Source organism: Rahnella victoriana, from assembly GCF_021276285.1.
Taxonomy (GTDB): Bacteria; Pseudomonadota; Gammaproteobacteria; order Enterobacterales; family Enterobacteriaceae; genus Rahnella; species Rahnella victoriana.
Window position 1 is genome coordinate 2,366,421 of sequence record NZ_CP089919.1, and the last position, 20,388, is coordinate 2,386,808.

Genomic DNA, 20,388 nt, shown 5'->3' on the forward strand with positions numbered 1-20,388 from the left:
GAGCGTGCCGGTTTACACTGAAATACAGGGATCATCTATGCAGGCATTACTCAGCAGACTTGTCAGCCGGATCCGTGTGGATCGTCGCGGGGAACTCAGCCCGCGGACACACGTGCTGGCACAGACAACTGACAATCCGGATACTGAAGAACCGTCTTACTCCATGCAGGGCGGGTTTATCGGTTTCGTCTTCTACTGGCTGGCCTTTGCGATCCCTTTTCTGGTTTACGGTTCCAATACCCTGTTTTTCCTGCTTTACACCTGGCCGTTCTTTCTGGCGCTGATGCCGGTTTCCGTCCTGATAGGTATTGCGTTCAGCATGTTCTTTCGCGGTTGCTGGTTTAAAAGCGCAGTGGCGAGTGCGATCTGCGTCATTGGCATGTTCTGGACGGTCTTCTCCTTCCTGTCTGGCTGGTGATTTTTTCTGGCGGTTTTCCCTGCAAATTCCCTTCACGATGTAACCCATTGTGTCATTCTCACCCATAATTGCGTGCGTAAGTCTGATTCTCACCGGCATTTGCCCTGCCATAGTGGAGTCAGAGGGAAAGTTGTGGGATGATTGTCCAGCTTTTTTAGGGGGCGGGGATGGGCAAACTAACACTGCTATTACTGATTTTACTTGGCTGGCTACAGTATTCGCTGTGGCTGGGTAAGAATGGTATTCACGATTATGTACGTGTAAATGATGACGTTCAGGTGCAACAAGTTAATAACGGCAAACTGAAATCACGTAATGATCAACTTTTCGCAGAAATCGACGATTTAAATGGTGGTCAGGAAGCGATCGAAGAACGCGCGCGCAACGAACTGAGCATGATTAAACCCGGCGAGACTTTCTATCGTCTGGTGCCTGACAACAAACGTGCGCCGGGCAGCACCGTTTCGCAAAACAACCTGAATCAATAGCCATGAGTCATACCGCAGTTTCCCTTCCAGAGGTCATTGCCGTGTTACCGGCTGCCGGTATTGGCAGCCGTATGCAGGCAGAATGCCCCAAGCAGTACCTTTCTGTCGGCGGTAAAACGCTGGTAGAACATTCCATTCTCGCTTTGCTGCAAAGCGGCAAAGTCAGTCAGGTTATCGTGGCATTAAGCCCGCATGACACGCACTTCCATCAGCTTCCCATTGCCGGTGATCCGCGTATCCGCGTGGTGACAGGCGGTGCGGAACGCGCTGAGTCGGTGATGGCCGGACTGGACGTCGCCGGAGACCACGGCTGGGTGCTGGTGCATGACGCCGCGCGGCCATGCCTGCACCCAGATGATCTCAATAATCTGCTGGCGATTGCGGCCACCAGTAAAGTGGGCGGCATCCTCGCCGCGCCGGTGCGTGACACCATGAAGCGGGGCGAACCGGGCATTGCAGCGATTGCCCATACGGTTGACCGTCAGGATCTCTGGCATGCGCTGACACCGCAATTTTTCCCGCTCGAATTACTGAAAACCTGCCTGCGCCGTGCACTCAATGAAGGTGCGGTGATCACAGATGAAGCCTCGGCAATGGAATATTGCGGTTTTCATCCTATGCTGATCCCGGCACGGGCCGATAATATTAAAGTCACCCGACCAGAAGATCTGGCGCTGGCTGAATTCTATTTAACCCGCTTATCCCAGGAGGAGAACGCATAATGCGTATCGGTCACGGTTTTGATGTACATAAATTTGGCGGCGAAGGCCCGCTGGTGATCGGTGGTGTGCGTATCCCTTATCCGCAGGGTTTACTGGCGCATTCTGACGGTGACGTGGCGCTGCACGCGGCCACGGATGCACTGCTCGGCGCGGCTGCGCTGGGGGATATCGGCAAGCTTTTCCCGGATACCGATCCGGCCTTCAAAGGCGCTGACAGCCGTGAACTGCTGCGCGAAGCTTATCGCCGTATCCGTGCGAAGGGCTACAAGCTGGGCAATCTGGACATCACGATCATTGCCCAGGCACCGAAAATGGCGCCGCACATCCCGCAGATGCGTGTGTTTCTGGCCGAAGATTTGCAATGCCATATGGATGACGTCAACGTAAAAGCCACCACCACCGAACAGCTGGGTTTTACCGGCCGTGGCGAAGGTATCGCCTGCGAAGCCGTTGCCCTGCTGATTAAGGAATAATGTTGTGGAAGATTACCGCATGATAGATATGTCCCGACTCACCTGGTTACTGGGTGAGCCTGTTGCCACCGGCCAGCTGAAAGCCAATCCCGAAGACTTTATTGTCGAAGAGGATCTGGGTTTTGAGCCGGACGGCGAAGGTGAACATCTGTTGGTGCGGATCCGCAAGAATGGCTGTAACACGCAGTTTGTCGCAGAGCAGCTGGCGCGGTTTGCCAAAGTGCATCCGCGTGACGTCAGTTACGCCGGTCTCAAAGACCGCCATGCGGTCACCGAACAATGGTTTTGCCTGCATCTGCCGGGCAAGGCTGATCCGGATTTAAGTCAGTTTGACCTTGAAGGCTGCGAAGTGGTGCGTGCCTCACGCCATCGCAAAAAAATGCGTATCGGTACCCTGAAAGGTAATGCGTTTACGCTGGTGCTGCGTCAGGTCAGCGATATCGCGGATATTGAAGCACGTCTGGAAAAAATCACCCAACAGGGCGTACCGAACTATTTCGGCACCCAGCGCTTTGGTCGTGGCGGCAATAATCTGGTGCAGGCGAAACGCTGGGCAACCAACGAAGCCCGTCCGAAAGAACGCGCCAGGCGCAGCTTCTATCTTTCCGCCAGCCGCAGCGCGATGTTCAATATCGTCGCCAGTCAGCGTCTGGCCGACGGCACCGTGCGTCAGCCAATGCTGGGTGATGCCCTGCAACTGAGCGGGCGCGGCAGCTGGTTTGTGGCGAAAGCCGAAGAGTTTGCATCGCTGCAGCCGCGCGTTGAAAGCGGTGAACTGCTGGTGACGGCACCTTTACCCGGTGACGGTCCGCTGGGCACGCTGGAAGACGCCGAAGCGTTCGAGCAAACCTGTCTCAGCGACCAGACGGATTTGCTGTCACTGCTGAAACGCGAGCGCGTCGAACCGGCACGTCGTGCCATCATGCTGCAACCTTTGCAGATGCAATGGCAGCGCTGGGATGACGTCACTCTGGAACTCAAATTCTGGTTACCGGCCGGCAGTTATGCCACCAGCGTGGTGCGTGAACTGATGAATCTGGATGAAGCTGATGCGGATATTACTGAGTAACGACGACGGCGTTCTGGCTCCCGGCATACAGGCGCTGGCGTCCGCGCTGCGTGAGTTTGCCGACGTGAAGCTGGTGGCCCCTGACCGTAACCGCAGCGGCGCATCGAATGCGCTGACGCTGGACGGCCCGTTGCGTATTCAGTCTTACCCCAACGGCGATACTGCCGTAATTAATGGTACGCCGACCGACTGTGTGTATCTTGGCGTCAATACGCTGATGCGTCCGAAGCCGGATATCGTGGTCTCCGGCATTAACGCCGGACCGAATCTGGGCGACGACGTGATTTACTCCGGTACGGTCGCCGCCGCGATGGAAGGCCGTCATCTGGGCTTTCCTGCGCTGGCGGTCTCGCTGGACGGTCATCAGCATTACGACACGGCGGCGATCATCACTTGTCGCATTCTCAGGGCGCTGGCGCGTGAGCCTTTGCGTACTGGCAAAATTCTGAATATTAACGTCCCGGATCTGCCGCTTTCGCAGATTAAAGGGATCAAAGTGACGCGTTGTGGTAGCCGTCATCCGGCCGAGCAGGTATTTTGTCAGCAGGATCCGCGCGGTCAGGACTTGTACTGGATTGGCCCGCCGGGCGATAAGTTTGATGTCGCACCTGATACCGATTTTGCTGCCGTGGCACAAGGTTATGTTTCAGTGACGCCACTTCAGGTGGATTTAACTGCCTATGCGGCTCAGGATGTCGTGGTCTCATGGTTGGAAAAGGCCGGGGTGAGCGCGAATGGTGAATAAGCCGATGTACAACCTGCTGGAACAACTGCGCCAGCAGGGCATTCATGATGAAAAACTGTTGCATGCCATTGAATCTGTGCCGCGTGAGCGTTTCGTGGACGAGGCATTTCAGCACAAAGCTTACGAAAACACCGCGTTGCCTATTGGCTCCGGCCAGACGATTTCCCAGCCTTATACGGTGGCGAGAATGACCGAACTGCTGCGCCTTGAGCCTTCTTCCCGCGTGCTGGAAATTGGCACCGGTTCAGGCTATCAGACCGCCATTCTGGCGCATCTGGTCGGGCATGTTTTCTCGGTTGAACGCATCAAAGGCTTGCAGTGGCAGGCGAAAAGACGTCTCAAGCAGCTTGATTTGCATAACGTTTCTACCCGTCATGGCGACGGCTGGCAGGGCTGGCCTTCACGCGGTCCGTTTGATGCCATTATTGTCACCGCCGCACCCCCTGAAATACCTCAAGATTTACTGCAACAACTCGATGATGGCGGGGTTTTGATCCTGCCCGTGGGTGAAGAAAACCAGACATTGCAACGGGTCACCCGGCGTGGTGATGAGTTTGTCGCAGAGACTATCGAAGCCGTTCGTTTTGTCCCGCTGGTCAAAGGCGAACTGGCCTGAACAGCAGCCCGCAGGACTAACCCCTTAAAATTTAAATACAACTGTTATATGGTGCTGTACTGGCGATGTTGATAGCATCCACTACAGTTTTTTATGGCACAGCGGCATTCGGGCGAAGACCTGAGTGAGCGTGTTGCCTGCCCGCACCGTGTCCGATGACACGTAAAGCGCCAGCTGGCGCGGTGTGCGAGGTTAAAGAGATATTCTGAGATTGCCGTAACGGGGGAAATATGAGCACGGGAAGCCCAATAAAAACACTAAGCCGCATTGCAGTGTGTACTTTTATCAGTGCCTGGATGGCGGGATGTACGAACAATTCAACCACGTCCGCACCTATCAGCAGCGTCAATGGCGGTGGTAGCAGCGGCAATAGTAGTCAGAATACTCCGAATTCCGCTCCGCAAATGGCACCTGCCGTGGGGCCTGGTGGACACATTGTCTACAACCGCAGCTACAACTCTATTCCTAAGGGAAGTTACAGCGGCAGCACCTATCAGGTGAAGCGTGGCGACACCCTGTTCTATATTGCCTGGATCACCGGCAATGACTTCCGTGACCTGGCCGCGCGCAATAATATCCCTGCGCCATACAGCCTGGAAGTGGGGCAAACCGTCCAGATAAATAACGTCTCTTCGGCGGCCAGTACGAGCAGCACGACGGCCGTCACAGATGCGACAAATGGCGGTGTTCCGAAAGTACCAACCGGGGGAATGCTCACAGGTTCTGTGGTTGCATCTCAACCAACTACCACGTATTCTGACTCTTCTGGTAAACAGAATGTAGGCAAGATGTTGCCTTCATCAGGTGCAGTTACCACCACAACACCTGTTGCTGTAGCCAGCACTCCCGTCGCCACTTCAACAAATAATGGCGGTCCGGTTTCCTCCTGGAAATGGCCGACTGACGGGAAAATTATCGATAATTTCTCAGCTTCTGAAGGGGGAAATAAGGGGATCGATATTGCTGGTTCGCGTGGACAATCTGTCGTAGCAACCGCCTCGGGGCGTGTGGTTTACGCGGGTAATGCTCTGCGCGGTTACGGTAATCTTATCATCATCAAACACAATGATGATTACCTGAGCGCCTATGCACATAACGATACAATGCTGGTCCGGGAACAACAAGAAGTGCAGGCGGGACAAAAAATAGCGACTATGGGTAGCACCGGAACCAGTTCAGTAAGATTGCATTTTGAAATTCGTTACAAGGGGAAATCCGTAAACCCGCTGCGTTATCTTCCGCAGCGATAAATCGGGGCAGAGCATTGATTCTGCCCTCGGGACCACGGGTAGGAGCAGCTTATGAGTCAGAATACGCTGAAAGTTAACGAGTTACATGATGATGTAGATTTCGACGAGAACAGCGCTGAAGCCTTTGACGAGAAAGCAATAGTCGAAGAGACTGCCGACAACGATGCTGAAGAAGAATTGTTGTCGCAGGCTGTAAGCCAACGAGTGCTGGATGCCACTCAACTGTATCTCGGTGAAATCGGTTATTCCCCTCTGCTTACCGCAGAAGAGGAAGTTTATTTCGCACGACGCGCGCTGCGGGGAGATGTGCCTTCCCGCCGCCGTATGATTGAAAGTAACCTGCGTTTGGTGGTTAAGATTGCCCGCCGCTACAGTAACCGCGGTCTGGCACTGCTGGATTTGATCGAGGAAGGTAACCTGGGTCTGATCCGTGCGGTTGAAAAATTCGACCCTGAGCGCGGTTTCCGTTTCTCTACCTATGCAACATGGTGGATCCGTCAGACAATCGAACGGGCGATCATGAATCAAACCCGTACTATTCGTCTGCCAATTCACATCGTTAAAGAACTGAACGTTTACCTGCGTACCGCACGTGAACTTGCACATAAACTGGACCATGAACCGAGCGCGGAAGAGATTGCAGAGCAACTCGACAAGCCGGTACATGACGTCAGCCGTATGTTGCGCCTGAATGAACGCATCACTTCTGTAGATACCCCGTTGGGTGGTGACTCAGAGAAAGCGTTGTTAGATATTCTGGCGGATGAAAAAGACAACGGCCCGGAAGACACCACACAAGACGACGATATGAAACAGAGTATCGTGAAGTGGTTATTCGAGTTGAATGCAAAACAGCGTGAAGTGCTGGCGCGTCGTTTCGGCCTGCTGGGCTATGAAGCGGCAACGCTGGAAGATGTGGGCCGCGAAATTGGCCTGACACGTGAACGTGTTCGTCAGATTCAGGTAGAAGGTTTGCGTCGCCTGCGTGAAATCCTGCAGGGACAAGGGCTGAGCATTGAAGCGCTGTTCCGCGAGTAACTGACGCGTAAAACAGTCGCTGCATCATGCATGATCAGTAAGAACGAAAATAAAAACGGTGAGTTAATACTCACCGTTTTTTTATGCGCGCTGATCAGGCCAGCGTACGCTTACACCATGTCTTTCAGACGATAAATCCATTCCAGCGCCTGACGTGGCGACAGGGAATCGGCATCCAGTGCTTCCAGCGCTTCGACCGCCGGAGACACCTCTTCCGTCAGCAGGGCCAGCTGCGGACCGTCCACTTTGCTGGCTGCCGCATTATTCGATAACGTTTCCAGCTCTTTCAGTTTCTGACGCGCACGCTTAATCACATCGCGCGGCACACCGGCCAGTGCGGCCACGGCCAGACCGTAACTTTTGCTGGCGGCACCGTCCTGCACACTGTGCATAAAGGCGATGGTGTCACCGTGTTCGATGGCATCCAGATGCACGTTGACCGTGCCTTCCATTTTCTCTGGCAACGTGGTCAGTTCGAAGTAATGGGTGGCAAACAGCGTCATGGCCTTGATACGGCTGGCGAGATTTTCCGCGCAGGCCCATGCCAGCGATAAACCATCGTAGGTGGAGGTTCCGCGCCCGATCTCATCCATCAGCACCAGACTGTTTTCAGTGGCGTTATGCAGGATATTGGCGGTCTCGGTCATTTCCACCATGAAGGTCGAACGTCCGGATGCCAGGTCGTCTGCCGCCCCGACGCGGGTGAAGATGCGATCCACCGGCCCGATGACGGCGGCTTCTGCCGGTACATAGCTGCCGATATGCGCCATCAGAACAATCAGTGCCGCCTGACGCATGTAGGTACTTTTACCGCCCATGTTCGGACCGGTGATGATCAGCATGCGTCGCGCCGGAGACATGTTCAGCGGGTTGGAGATAAACGGCTCACTCAGCACCTGTTCCACTACCGGATGGCGGCCGCCGGTGATGTTGATTCCCGGTTTTTCGCTCATGGTCGGACAGGCGTAATTCAGTGTGTATGCGCGTTCCGCCAGATTGCTCAGCACATCCAGTTCGGCCAGCGCGCTGGCGCTTTGCTGCAACGCAGACAGGTGCGGCATCAGCAGATCGAACAGCTCTTCATACAGCGCTTTTTCCAGAGACAGGGCTTTGCCTTTGGAGGTCAGCACTTTGTCTTCGTACTCTTTCAGCTCAGGAATAATGTAGCGTTCAGCATTTTTAAGCGTCTGGCGACGGACGTAATGAATCGGCACCAGATGGCTCTGACCCCGGCTGACCTGAATGTAATAACCGTGAACGCCGTTGAAACCGACTTTCAGCGTATCCAGCCCCAGCTTTTCACGTTCGCGGATCTCCAGACGATCAAGATAATCCGTCGCGCCGTCGGCCAGCGCGCGCCACTCATCCAGCTCGGCATTATAGCCCGGGGCGATCACGCCACCGTCACGCACCAGCACCGGTGGGCTTTCGATCACAGCGCGCTCAAGCAGTTCCACCAGTTCGGTAAAGTCACCGGTTTGCTCAACCAGCGTTTTGACATGTGCGGCTTCGGTTCCCTGCAAGATCTCACGGATTTCCGGCAGTTGCTGCATCGCATGGCGCATACGGGCCAGGTCACGCGGGCGGGCGCTGCGCAGGGCGAGACGTGCAAGAATACGTTCGAGATCGCCGACCTGACGCAGCACCGGCTGTAAATCGGCGGTGATATCCTGCAATGCGCCGATGGCCTGCTGGCGATGGGTCAGCAGTTTGATGTCGCGGCTGGGCATGTGGATCCAGCGTTTGAGCATACGGCTGCCCATCGGGGTGACGGCCTGATCCAGCACGGCGGCCAGTGTGTTCTCGACGCCACCGCCCAGATTTTGCGTCAGCTCCAGATTCCGGCGCGTGGCTGCATCCATAATAATGCCGTCCTGCTGGCGCTCCATGGTGACACCACGGATATGCGGCAGGGCGGTGCGTTGCGTATCTTTCACATATTGCAGCAGGCAACCGGCGGCGCGTAATGCCTGCGCAGCCTGTTCAACCCCAAAGCCGCTTAAATCGCGGGTACCAAATTGCAGGTTCAGCTGCTGTTTGGCGGTTTCCAGTTCGAATTCCCACATCGGGCGACGACGCAGGCCACGGCGGGAGGCAATCAGCGGCATGGCTTCAAAGCTTTCCGGATAGAGCAATTCCGCCGGATTGGTGCGTTGTAATTCCGCTGCCATGGTTTCGAGATCGTCAGGCTGTGCGACGCGGAAACGGCCGGAACTGATATCCAGCGTGGCGTAACCAAAACCACGGCCATCCTGCCAGATTGCGGCCAGCAGATTGTCATGACGCTCGCTCAGCAGAGCTTCATCACTGACCGTCCCCGGCGTGACAATACGCACAACCTTACGCTCAACCGGCCCCTTGCTCAGCGCCGGATCACCAATCTGTTCCGCAATCGCGACAGATTCACCGAGTTGCACCAGTTTCGCCAGATAGCCTTCTACCGCATGATAAGGCACGCCCGCCATCGGGATCGGCTCACCGGCAGATGCGCCACGTTTGGTCAGGGAGATATCCATCAGCTGCGATGCGCGTTTTGCATCGTCATAAAACAGTTCGTAAAAGTCACCCATGCGGTAGAACAACAGAACCTCCGGGTTCTCTGCTTTGAGACGCAGATACTGCTGCATCATCGGCGTGTGGGCATCCAGGTTTACATTATTTGTCATAGACTTAATCTTTTTAATCCATTTTTCGATGCGATGGGTTTAAGGATTTTTTCTGTTGCGTATCTTAGCCCAGCGGGCAAGAAGCTGTCACAACTAAAACTGGAAAGCATCGCGCAAAGCTGACATGTAACATGCCCCTCATTTGCAGAGCGTAGCGTTTTGTGAATTTGAGCATGTCGATATGGCGTATTAATACCTTTTTTATTTTTTATGAGAATAATAATAACAGGCATGATAATCATAAAATTGTGCCGTTATATTAATGCGATTGTTGTCAGGTGATATTAATAATAACAACTGCATAAAATGAATTAAGTGTTTCGATGAATGTTTTACTCCTCTGCTAGGGTGATGGCTGTTCCCGGATGACCTTATTAATACGGGATTTTTCACACTGTTTACCCATCTTTGCGGAGAAGTATTATGCAATTGCAATTCAAATTAAACATGACCAACGATGCGTGGTATCCCACTCTCGATTTGAATGAAATTAAATCAACGTCAGGCAACGCGGTTGATATTAAAGAAAAATTAGTGATCGTATTTTCAGCACCGGGAAAAATCACTGCCGGTGATATTAACGTCGAAACTAATCCGTGGAAACCACTCGGTATTAAGGTGGAATCAACAGACGTTGGCGGCGGAATTTTCGATGTCAAAGTGATCGTCGAACCGACTGACGGTCAGCCTGTCGGCGACGCTATTCAGAAAATCCATATGGGGCTGAACGTCTCTTCTGCCGATTCGCCTGCCTGGTCTGATTTCCGTGAAACCTTTGCGCTGGCCGCAGACGAAGAGCCGGGTGTGACCGGTGAGCTGTCAGTCAGTTGCCCGCCGCTGCCCGCCGGATTAAAAAATACCGCAGTCGAACTGCGTCTGGTACGCGGCGACAAGACTCTGCGTGTTTTGCCGGGGTTTGGTCACGTGTCTACTTTCTCCGTCAACGCCGGGAATTACACTGTCATTGCGACAGATTTAAGCACGGATGACGGCACGATCCGTGTTCCTGTTAATATTGGTCAGGCAGAAATCACCATTGATAAAGGCCGCACCACGTCGCTGGCCATCACCTTCGGCGCAGTGGACCGCAGTACGACCATTGATGTCGCCCTGAATTTCTCAGGTCTTGCCGGTTTACGCGATGAAGAACTGACGCTGATTTGCAGCGAGAATGGCACGGATAAACTGAGCCTACCGGTACGTTCCGGCCAGCAATATCGTCTGGAACATTTACCTGTTTCAGGCCGGTTTGAAATCCGCCTCGCCGATTTACGTCTGAACAATGTTCATTATCTGTTTGATGATTACGACGGTCAGTTCGACGGTCAGTATCACAGCATTAATTACACCCAGGCACAGGTCAGCCAGCGTGGCGATTCACAGTCCAATGCGGCGAAGCTGACGGTCAGTGTGAAGGCAGATGCTGCGGTCAGTAAATCCCTGACACTGCGATTGACGGACAATTCCGTTCCGCCACGTCAGTACCGCTTTGATGCGATTGCCGCGCAAAATGGTAACATTGAGCAGGCGGTTCTGGTTGCGCCGGGTGCTTATACCGTGGTTTCCGACACCTTTATTCTCGATGGCGTCGTGCATTACGTGGATGTCAGCCCTCAGCCTTTACTGGTCAGCGCGAATGCACCGGCACAGCTGAATGTGGCGGTAGTGAAAGGGGCGAATCTGCGCGTGAAAGGTTTCCCTGAGTACCTCACCTTTGGTGCCTGCGCCAATATGGTACCGACTAACGTGGATGATTTTGCCGCGGCGCGCGTCTCTTCAATTTTCAAATATTCCGGTGATGACGGCATGGGCGATGCGGGCGATTATCTGTCACCGTCTAAAGAACCGACGCTGCAAATTATTAAAATGGCGCGTGACGTTTCCGCCAAACTGAATGAACCCGTGTTGCCGCTGATGGTGTCTTATACCTGTAACCTGTCACTGGGCGATGTCACGAATATTATTGCCGATCCGGTTCGCCATAAATTCAGCTTCGCTAACTTTATTCAGTCTCTTCAAATGGCACAGTCGCAGCAGGATGCGGAACATCCGGTGCCAGCCGGTTACATTGTCAATCCGGATTATCTCGGCGAATGTCAGAAATACGGTTTCCTGCCGACGTATGAAATTCCGGTACGTCAGCCGCTGAGCGAGGCACTGGCTCATCATAATATTCATGTGCAGGTTCCGGCGGGCATTACCAACAGCCTGAAAGGTTATATCCGGGCAGTGAACTGGCTGACGCGCGTGGTTGCGCCGGATGTGGTGCTCGGCTGGCAGGTCAACCTGTGGGGCGTCGCCGGTTCCCAATGGGTGTACAAAGATTTCAGCTATGACGATGTGTTTGATGCCGCTGACGGGCAACATAAAAAAATGACGGTTGATCCGTTCACCGCAGGCAGACTGACGGCGCAATATGCGCTGCTGGTCGGCGTGTTTGATGACATCGAATATATCCGCGCAGACGGTTCGCCGGATGTAGCAAAAGGCGCGGATTTTATGGCGGCCGACCGTTACGAAGCGGATGATTTCACTATCCGTTCATATGCCAATGGCTATTGTTATTCGCCATACGAATGGGAACGCACCTTTGATTTCTGCGCTTCGTTAAGCCGCCATCTGCGTCAACCGGTTCTGCCTTGGCAGATCCCGGCCAGCCATCTGCCGACTTCTGCTGATGAGGTGAATGCTGATTTCAATACGCAGAACTGGGGCAGCGGCGGCAGCTACCTGATGGGGCATGCTGAAATTGGCACCTTAGTTGAGGCGATCAACGGGCGTCTTCTTGCGTTGCCGTTTGATGCCGCATATGTGGCTACGATGAGCAACAACACCCGTGAACTGTTCTCGCGCCATTCCTGGGATCTTTCCGCGCCAAAATATCTGGATTTCCCGTCACGGGGGATTTTCCATGTGCAGCTGGGCGGTGGCGCCACCACCGGGGTGATCAGCGGCGTGGGCGATACCAGCAGCTGGATGCGCAACAAACTGAAAACCTATCGTGATAATCCGGTGAAATTTGAGGAAAGCAGTGCGCTGAAATCAGGCAGCCAGTGGCGTTCTAAGTCGCCAGTGACGAAGTAATCTGACGGCGTTTTTACCGCAGGCGGGTCCGGTACAGCGGGCCCGCCCCCCGGAATCATTGTTCCTTGTAAAGACGGTGATTTTCAGTTTTTTCGGCTCTGATAATGCTCTACCATATCCGTACCTCTTTTATTGCATGGTTACGGATATCCGATGCGCCACCTGGCAGTCATTCTTCCCCTGGTTCTTACACTTTCTGCATGTAGCAGTCACAAGCCCGCGCCACAGCCTGAAGGCCCGCGCAACCCTTTCTCCGATGGAAGAAATGCCAGCGCGAATACGGTTCCTGACGGCGGTTTTCTGCTGCAACCTGAGCATACCGGTGCGGTTCAGACCGGTGATTTCGCCTATGATCCGGCCATGAATCAGTTCGTCGACAAAATGGTGCGCGAGCACGGATTTGATCGTCAGCAATTGCATGATGTCCTGTCGCAGACCAAACGTCTGGCCTTTGTGTTAAGGCTGATGGATCAGCAGGCGCCTTCCGGCCCGCCATCGACGGTGCCCAACGGCGCGTGGAACCGCTATCGCAGCAAGTTTATTACGCCGGATAACGTCCAGAACGGTGTGGTGTTCTGGAATCAATATCAGGATGCGTTGCAGCGCGCCGAGCAGGTTTACGGCGTGCCGCCGGAAATCATTGTCGGCATTATCGGCGTGGAAACCCGCTGGGGACGCGTGATGGGCAAAACTCGTATTATCGATGCGCTGGCGACCCTGTCCTTTGCTTATCCGCGCCGGGCGGAGTACTTCTCCGGCGAGCTGGAAACCTTCCTGCTGATGTCACGGCGTGAAGGCGATGATCCGCTGAGCCTGCGCGGTTCCTTTGCGGGTGCAATGGGGTATGGTCAGTTTATGCCATCCTCTTATAAAGATTATGCCGTCGACTTCAACGGTGACGGTCATGCCAACCTGTGGGATCCGATTGATGCCATCGGCAGCGTCGCCAATTATTTCAAGGCGCACGGCTGGACGAAAGGCGCGCCAATCGCAGTACCGGCGGCAGGGCAGGCACCTCTGCTTGAGAATGGCTTCAAAACCAAATATCCGTTGTATACGCTGAAAGCGGCGGGACTGAGCCCGCTCGGTTCGCTGGGTAATTATCAGGAAGCCAGCCTGCTGCGCCTTGATATGGGCACTAATTACCAGTACTGGTACGGGCTGCCGAACTTCTACACCATCACCCGTTATAACCACAGCGTGCATTATGCGATGGCCGTGTGGCAGTTGGGCGAAGCAGTCAAAGCCGCACGCTAATCCCGGTTGCGTTGATGTCTGAAGGGCCGCAGCGAGTGGCCCTTCTTTTTTCATGCCAATTCTGAATACATCGCGCAAAACGCTTCGCCGGGACTCACAGACCGGAAGAGAAATGCTAACATCGGGTCTGGTTCAGATGACCCGTCAGGAGGGGATATGAGCGAAAAACGTTTACATGAACTGAGTGTGGAAATCGGCGTCGCGCTGAAAGCGAAAGGGGAGTGGATCACCTGTGCAGAATCCTGTACCGGCGGTCTGATTGCCAAAGCCATCACCGATATTGCGGGCAGTTCTGCGTGGTTTGATCGCGGATTTGTCACCTACAGCAATGCCGCCAAACATGAACTGCTGGGTGTTTCCGAAAGCACACTGGAGCAATATGGCGCGGTCAGCGAGCAGGTGGTGCATGAAATGGCGCAGGGCGTCCTGCATGCAGCGGGCGCGGATATTGCGGTGTCGGTCAGCGGTATCGCCGGCCCTGACGGCGGTTCAGCAGAAAAACCTGTCGGCACTGTCTGGTTCGGATTTGCCGGAAAAGACGGCCGGGTTCTGACGGCAAAACAGCAGTTTTCCGGCGATCGCGAAGCAGTGCGTTTGCAAGCTGCTGTTTTTTCGCTACAAACTGCATTGCGCGAGTTTATTAAAAATTAGTCTTGATACTGTATGAGCATACAGTATAATTACTGCCAATTACCTGTACATAAATTATATTCAGTGATGCAGGCGGGATGTTCCCCTGTATCAGACGAGGAGTAAAAATGGCTATTGATGAGAACAAGCAAAAAGCGTTAGCTGCAGCACTGGGCCAGATTGAAAAGCAATTCGGTAAAGGCTCCATCATGCGTCTGGGTGAAGATCGCTCCATGGACGTTGAAACGATCTCTACCGGCTCTTTGTCTCTGGATATCGCGTTAGGTGCCGGCGGTTTGCCAATGGGCCGTATCGTTGAAATCTATGGCCCGGAATCTTCCGGTAAAACCACGCTGACCTTGCAAGTTATCGCGGCTGCACAGCGTGAAGGCAAAACCTGTGCGTTCATCGATGCAGAACACGCCCTGGACCCGATCTACGCTAAAAAACTGGGCGTGGATATCGATAACCTGCTGTGTTCTCAGCCAGATACCGGCGAACAGGCTCTGGAAATCTGTGACGCGCTGACCCGTTCAGGCGCTGTTGACGTGATCATCGTTGACTCCGTCGCCGCACTGACACCGAAAGCGGAAATCGAAGGCGAAATTGGTGACTCTCACATGGGCCTCGCGGCACGTATGATGAGCCAGGCGATGCGTAAGCTGGCCGGTAACCTGAAAAACGCCAACACCTTGCTGATCTTCATCAACCAGATCCGTATGAAAATTGGTGTGATGTTCGGTAACCCGGAAACCACCACCGGCGGTAACGCCCTGAAATTCTACGCTTCTGTGCGTCTGGATATCCGCCGTATCGGCGCGATCAAAGAAGGCGATGTGGTTGTCGGTAGCGAAACGCGTGTGAAAGTGGTGAAGAACAAAATCGCTGCGCCATTTAAACAAGCTGAATTCCAGATCATGTACGGCGAAGGCATCAACATTAACGGCGAGCTGATTGATCTCGGCGTGAAGCACAAGCTGATCGAAAAAGCCGGTGCATGGTATAGCTACAACGGTGAGAAGATTGGTCAGGGTAAAGCGAACTCCTGCAACTACCTGAAAGAAAACCCGAAAGTGGCTGCCGAGCTGGATAAAAAACTGCGTGATATGCTGTTGAGCGGTACCGGTGAACTGAGTGCTGCGACCACGGCTGAAGATGCTGACGACAACATGGAAACCAGCGAAGAGTTTTAATTTCGCGGTTGTCTGACAAAGACATTTGAAGGGCAGGGGACTTTGTCCGTAACTTTCAAACGTCGCTAAAATGCCAGTCTGGTTCCCAGACTGGCATTTTGCATATAAGGGGAAAACCTTATGTCCGATGAAAACTTACCTGATAAAAAAATCATCGACCTGAAAAGGCTGCTGGAAGAAGTGGCGCAAAACAGCGAGTCCACACTGTTTGAGCCACAGAAAAAGGACGGCGATGCCGCGAAAATCAACACGCTGATTAACCGCGCCATGCGTTTGCTGTCTCAGCGTGACCACGGCGAAGCCGAATTGCGCCGCAAATTACTCATTCCGCCAATGCCGTTCGTCAAACCTCAAAATAAGAAAAGCAGCTGGTCTTCGCGTAAAAAACCGGAACACAATGAGTTTGCCGACGAAGAGACGGTGCGCGCTAAACCGGCTCCGCGGCCGGTGCCGGAAGAGATCCCGGAAGAACATGTGCAGACCGTCATCGATTATTGTTATCAGCATCACTGGCTTGATGATGCCAAATTTGCCAGCCGCTATATTTCTGGCCGAAGCCATAAAGGTTACGGCGCGCAGCGCATCCGTTCGGAATTACTGCAAAAAGGTGTCGATAAAGAAACCATCCAGGTGGCGCTGGAAAATACGGAAGTCGACTGGTGTGTTCTGGCGAGGGATCTGGCGGTCAGAAAATTTGGTGAAAATTTGCCGACTGACTGGAAAGAAAAATCAAAAGTTCTGCGTTATTTGCTCTATCGGGGCTTCTTTCAGGAAGAAATACAGTCTATTTATCGCGATTTTGACGATTGACCGCATACGGTATTTTACTTCCCCGCGCAGAAATTTTATCTTATCCGCACTTTTTCGTTCGTGAGCTGTACAGATTGCTGCCATATGCAGCGTTATCCGGCTCAAGAGCCGTTCTTCCAGCATGATTCCGGGATATTTATGAGCAAGAGCACCGCTGAGATCCGTCAAGCGTTTCTCGATTTCTTCCATAGTAAGGGACACAACATTGTTTCAAGCAGTTCGCTTGTCCCGACAAACGATCCGACACTGTTGTTTACCAATGCCGGGATGAACCAATTTAAAGACGTTTTCCTCGGTCTGGATAAGCGCGATTACAACCGCGCTACCACGTCTCAGCGTTGTGTCCGCGCAGGCGGTAAACACAATGACCTCGAAAACGTCGGTTATACCGCACGTCACCACACCTTCTTCGAAATGCTGGGTAACTTCAGCTTCGGCGATTACTTCAAGCACGATGCCATCAACTACGCCTGGGAATTACTGACCGGCGAAAACTGGTTCAATCTGCCGAAAGAGAAGCTGTGGGTTACCGTCTACGAGACCGATGACGAAGCTTTTGAAATCTGGGAAAAAGAAGTCGGCGTTCCTAAAGAACGTATTATCCGCATCGGCGATAATAAAGGCGGCGCCTTCGCCTCTGACAACTTCTGGCAGATGGGTGATACCGGTCCTTGCGGCCCTTGTACCGAGATTTTCTACGATCATGGCGATCACATTTGGGGCGGCCCTCCGGGTTCTGCTGAAGAAGATGGCGACCGTTATATTGAGATCTGGAACCTGGTCTTCATGCAGTTCAACCGTCAGGCTGACGGTACCATGCTGCCGCTGCCAAAACCTTCCGTTGATACCGGGATGGGGCTTGAGCGCATCACCGCGGTGATGCAGCACGTGAACTCAAACTACGACATCGATCTGTTCCAGAAACTGATCGCGGCTGTCGCGGAAGTTACCGGTGCGACCGATCTGACCAGCAAATCCCTGCGCGTTATCGCTGACCATATCCGTTCCTGTGCGTTCCTGATTGCCGATGGCGTGATCCCATCCAATGAAAACCGTGGCTATGTGCTGCGTCGTATCATTCGTCGTGCGATCCGTCACGGCAACATGCTGGGTGCGCAAGACACGTTCTTCTACAAACTGGTTGCTCCGCTGATTGAGGTGATGGGCCCGGCGGCGACAGAACTGAAAGAACAGCAGGCGATGGTTGAGCAACTGCTGAAAACCGAAGAAGAGCAGTTTGCCCGTACTCTGGAACGCGGCCTGGCGTTGCTGGACGAAGAATTGTCCGCTCTGAAAGGCGATACGCTGGACGGCGAAATTGCTTTCCGTCTGTACGACACCTTCGGTTTCCCGCTGGATCTGACCGCGGATGTTTGCCGCGAGCGCAATCTGAAAGTTGACGAAGCCGGTTTCGAGAGAGCGATGGACGTTCAGCGTCGTCGTGCTCGTGAGTCCAGCGGCTTCAGCGCAGATTATAACAGCATGGTTCGCGTGGATGGCGTCACTCAGTTCTCCGGTTACGAACATCTGCAACGCCATTCCAAAGTGATCGCGCTGTTTGTTGATGGTCAGCCAGTGAATGAGATTGAGGCTGGCGTTAACGCGATTGTCGTGCTGGATGACACGCCGTTCTACGGTGAATCCGGTGGTCAGGTGGGCGATAAAGGCATCCTGAAAACGGCATCAGGCATTTTCTCCGTCTCGGATACCCAGAAATACGGCAAAGCGATTGGCCACCAGGGTTCCCTGAACGCCGGTAAACTGAGCATCGGCGACAGCGTCGAGGCGGAAGTTGACGCCGCGCGCCGTGACCGTATTCGTCTGAATCACTCTGCGACCCACTTGCTGCACGCCGCGTTGCGTCAGGTTCTGGGCAAACATGTGGCTCAGAAAGGTTCTCTGGTTAATGACAACTATCTGCGTTTCGACTTCTCGCATTTTGAAGCCATGAAACCTGAAGAGATCCGCCAGGTCGAAGATCTGGTGAATGCCCAGATCCGCCGCAATTTGCCTGTTCAGACCACCATCATGGATCTGGAAGAAGCGAAAGAGAAAGGCGCCATGGCGCTGTTCGGTGAGAAATACGAAGACAGCGTTCGTGTGCTGAGCATGGGTGATTTCTCTACCGAACTCTGTGGTGGCACGCACGCCAGCCGTACCGGTGATATCGGTCTGTTCCGTATTCAGAGCGAATCCGGTACCGCAGCAGGTGTTCGCCGCATTGAAGGGATTACCGGTGAAAATGCCATCAATGCCCTGCATCAGCAAAGCGATTTGCTGCAGGATGTGGCACATCTGGTAAAAGGCGATGTGAACAGCATTACCGATAAAATCCGTACCCTGATTGAACGTTCACGTGTGCTGGAAAAAGAACTTCAGCAGGTGAAAGGTCAGCAAGCCGCGCAGGAAAGTGCATCACTGTCCAGCCAGGCGAAAGAAGTGAAAGGCGTTAAGCTGTTGGTTCGTCAGCTGGATAACGTAGAGCCTAAGATTCTGCGTACGATGGTTGATGATCTGAAAAATCAGTTAGGTTCAGTGATTATTGTTCTGGCGACCATTGCGGATGACAAAGTCAGCCTGATTGCCGGTGTCACGAAAGATCTGACCGATCGCGTTAAAGCAGGCGAGCTGATTGCCTCCGTTGCCCAGCAGGTGGGCGGCAAAGGCGGTGGTCGTCCTGATATGGCGCAGGCTGGTGGTAGTGATGTGCAGGCGTTACCTGCTGCTCTGGCAACGGTAGAAGCCTGGGTTGAATCTAAGCTGTCATAAGAAATAAATCGCTCACCCGGAAAACGCCATAATCTGTTGTGCTGTATGGCGTTTTCAGTCTTAATGGCAGGGTGGGCTTCGCGATTAAAGTCGCGACAATGATGATATCGGCTAAACTTAAAGTACTCATGGCTGAAGTTGCAGGCTGCTTACATTTTATGTAGGGGTCATGGCTTACGTTTTACCCGCTTATGATCGATAATGGCCGGGAAACTGAGAGACCCGACTCTTTTAATTATTCAAGGAGCAAAGAATGCTTATTCTAACTCGCCGAGTTGGTGAAACCCTCATGATTGGCGATGAGGTTACTGTTACCGTTTTAGGTGTTAAAGGTAATCAGGTGCGCATTGGTGTGAATGCGCCAAAAGAGGTCTCTGTTCACCGTGAAGAGATTTACCAGCGTATCCAGGCTGAAAAGTCTCAGCAGACGAGTTACTGATTTACGAGGCGTCTCGTCAATGGCGAGGCGCTGATCCTCTTTTGTGCGCGTTATTGATTTTCCTTTCCCTGTTTTCCTGCTTTTTTCGTTTTTTCATTTCCCTCCGTGATGTGTTCCTGATCTGCCATTCCTGAAAATGAAGACGTTTTTTCTGCGTTTACGCCCTGTCTTTGTCTTCAAACTGCGCAGGTTGCGCGTGAAATGTCCAAACGGGTGATTGTTAGGAAAAAAGGGTTTGACTTATAAGGGCCAGAAAGTAATATGTGCGCCACGCAGTGCCGATGAGCTTGAACAAAGTTAGTCAGCACACTCGCAAGAGGCGTATGGTGAGGTGGCCGAGAGGCTGAAGGCGCTCCCCTGCTAAGGGAGTATGCGGTCAAAAGCTGCATCCGGGGTTCGAATCCCCGCCTCACCGCCATTTAAAATGCACCCATAGCTCAGCTGGATAGAGTACTCGGCTACGAACCGAGCGGTCGGAAGTTCGAATCTTCCTGGGTGCACCATACTTTCCTGAACGTATGTTGATTTGCAATCAAATGAGCGTGACGGGCAAAAGCGAAAGCGGATGCAGTACGGAAAAATGGTCAGGTAAATCTGCAGTAAGAATCAAAATGCACCCATAGCTCAGCTGGATAGAGTACTCGGCTACGAACCGAGCGGTCGGAAGTTCGAATCTTCCTGGGTGCACCATTCTTTCTCTTAGTATTTCCCGAAAAACTCA

The 20,388-nt window shown here is 53.3% G+C and carries 17 protein-coding genes and 3 tRNA genes; 19 read left to right on the forward strand and 1 reads right to left on the reverse strand.

Going from position 1 to position 20,388, the window contains the following annotated elements; translation table 11 throughout:
- Positions 1-37: 37 nt before the first annotated feature.
- The 9 genes from J9880_RS10920 (at position 38) to rpoS (ending at position 6,819) form a co-directional block, all read left to right on the forward strand.
- The gene (locus tag J9880_RS10920) at positions 38-418 is read left to right on the forward strand and encodes a DUF3561 family protein (protein WP_095923517.1); all 381 of its coding nucleotides are present in this window, start codon (positions 38-40) and stop codon (positions 416-418) included.
- A gap of 167 nt (positions 419-585) precedes the next feature.
- The gene (ftsB, locus tag J9880_RS10925; protein ID WP_095923516.1) at positions 586-906 is read left to right on the forward strand and encodes a cell division protein FtsB; all 321 of its coding nucleotides are present in this window, start codon (positions 586-588) and stop codon (positions 904-906) included.
- A 2-nt stretch (positions 907-908) separates the two neighbouring features.
- Entirely contained in the window at positions 909-1,628 is a 720-nt protein-coding gene (ispD, locus tag J9880_RS10930; RefSeq protein ID WP_232769314.1) for a 2-C-methyl-D-erythritol 4-phosphate cytidylyltransferase, read from the forward strand.
- The gene (gene ispF, locus J9880_RS10935; protein WP_015695903.1) at positions 1,628-2,101 is read left to right on the forward strand and encodes a 2-C-methyl-D-erythritol 2,4-cyclodiphosphate synthase; all 474 of its coding nucleotides are present in this window, start codon (positions 1,628-1,630) and stop codon (positions 2,099-2,101) included. The genes ispD and ispF overlap by 1 nt, the downstream gene beginning before the upstream one ends.
- Positions 2,102-2,123: 22 nt before the next feature.
- Positions 2,124-3,170 (forward strand): tRNA pseudouridine(13) synthase TruD, encoded by a 1,047-nt coding sequence (gene truD / locus J9880_RS10940; RefSeq protein ID WP_232770466.1) that lies wholly within the window; start codon positions 2,124-2,126, stop codon positions 3,168-3,170.
- Positions 3,151-3,915 (forward strand): 5'/3'-nucleotidase SurE, encoded by a 765-nt coding sequence (gene surE / locus J9880_RS10945; RefSeq protein WP_166654458.1) that lies wholly within the window; start codon positions 3,151-3,153, stop codon positions 3,913-3,915. Before truD ends, surE begins: the two co-directional genes overlap by 20 nt.
- A complete protein-coding gene (locus J9880_RS10950) occupies positions 3,905-4,531 on the forward strand; it encodes a protein-L-isoaspartate(D-aspartate) O-methyltransferase (protein ID WP_095923514.1) in 627 nt (208 codons plus the stop codon). The genes surE and J9880_RS10950 overlap by 11 nt, the downstream gene beginning before the upstream one ends.
- 230 nt (positions 4,532-4,761) lie before the next feature.
- Positions 4,762-5,781 (forward strand): murein hydrolase activator NlpD, encoded by a 1,020-nt coding sequence (gene nlpD, locus J9880_RS10955; RefSeq protein ID WP_095923513.1) that lies wholly within the window; start codon positions 4,762-4,764, stop codon positions 5,779-5,781.
- Positions 5,782-5,832: 51 nt separating this feature from the next.
- Positions 5,833-6,819: an RNA polymerase sigma factor RpoS gene (gene rpoS / locus J9880_RS10960; protein ID WP_095923512.1), complete on the forward strand. Its 987-nt coding sequence runs from the start codon at positions 5,833-5,835 to the stop codon at positions 6,817-6,819.
- Between the two features lie 110 nt (positions 6,820-6,929).
- On the opposite strand, the gene mutS is transcribed toward rpoS, so the two are convergent.
- Positions 6,930-9,485 (reverse strand): DNA mismatch repair protein MutS, encoded by a 2,556-nt coding sequence (mutS, locus tag J9880_RS10965; RefSeq protein ID WP_232769315.1) that lies wholly within the window; start codon positions 9,483-9,485, stop codon positions 6,930-6,932.
- A gap of 423 nt (positions 9,486-9,908) precedes the next feature.
- On the opposite strand from mutS, the gene J9880_RS10970 reads away from it, so the two are divergent.
- The 10 genes from J9880_RS10970 (at position 9,909) to J9880_RS11015 (ending at position 20,357) form a co-directional block, all read left to right on the forward strand.
- A complete protein-coding gene (locus J9880_RS10970; RefSeq protein ID WP_232769316.1) occupies positions 9,909-12,569 on the forward strand; it encodes a hypothetical protein in 2,661 nt (886 codons plus the stop codon).
- Positions 12,570-12,722: 153 nt separating this feature from the next.
- The gene (gene mltB / locus J9880_RS10975) at positions 12,723-13,826 is read left to right on the forward strand and encodes a lytic murein transglycosylase B (protein ID WP_119823249.1); all 1,104 of its coding nucleotides are present in this window, start codon (positions 12,723-12,725) and stop codon (positions 13,824-13,826) included.
- Positions 13,827-13,982: 156 nt separating this feature from the next.
- Positions 13,983-14,477, forward strand: a complete 495-nt coding sequence (pncC, locus tag J9880_RS10980) for a nicotinamide-nucleotide amidase (protein WP_232769317.1) — start codon at positions 13,983-13,985, stop codon at positions 14,475-14,477.
- Between the two features lie 107 nt (positions 14,478-14,584).
- Entirely contained in the window at positions 14,585-15,649 is a 1,065-nt protein-coding gene (gene recA, locus J9880_RS10985) for a recombinase RecA (RefSeq protein ID WP_095923507.1), read from the forward strand.
- 267 nt (positions 15,650-15,916) lie between these two features.
- Complete coding sequence (recX, locus tag J9880_RS10990) at positions 15,917-16,459, forward strand: recombination regulator RecX (RefSeq protein ID WP_408637234.1); 543 nt, start codon at positions 15,917-15,919, stop codon at positions 16,457-16,459.
- Between the two features lie 138 nt (positions 16,460-16,597).
- Positions 16,598-19,228, forward strand: coding sequence for an alanine--tRNA ligase (gene alaS, locus J9880_RS10995; protein ID WP_232769318.1), 2,631 nt, complete (start codon positions 16,598-16,600; stop codon positions 19,226-19,228).
- 253 nt (positions 19,229-19,481) lie between these two features.
- A complete protein-coding gene (gene csrA, locus J9880_RS11000; RefSeq protein WP_013574027.1) occupies positions 19,482-19,667 on the forward strand; it encodes a carbon storage regulator CsrA in 186 nt (61 codons plus the stop codon).
- 325 nt (positions 19,668-19,992) lie between these two features.
- A tRNA-Ser gene (locus J9880_RS11005) sits at positions 19,993-20,085 on the forward strand.
- Positions 20,086-20,093: 8 nt separating this feature from the next.
- Positions 20,094-20,170, forward strand: a tRNA-Arg gene (locus tag J9880_RS11010).
- Between the two features lie 110 nt (positions 20,171-20,280).
- A tRNA-Arg gene (locus J9880_RS11015) sits at positions 20,281-20,357 on the forward strand.
- Positions 20,358-20,388 lie beyond the last annotated feature (31 nt).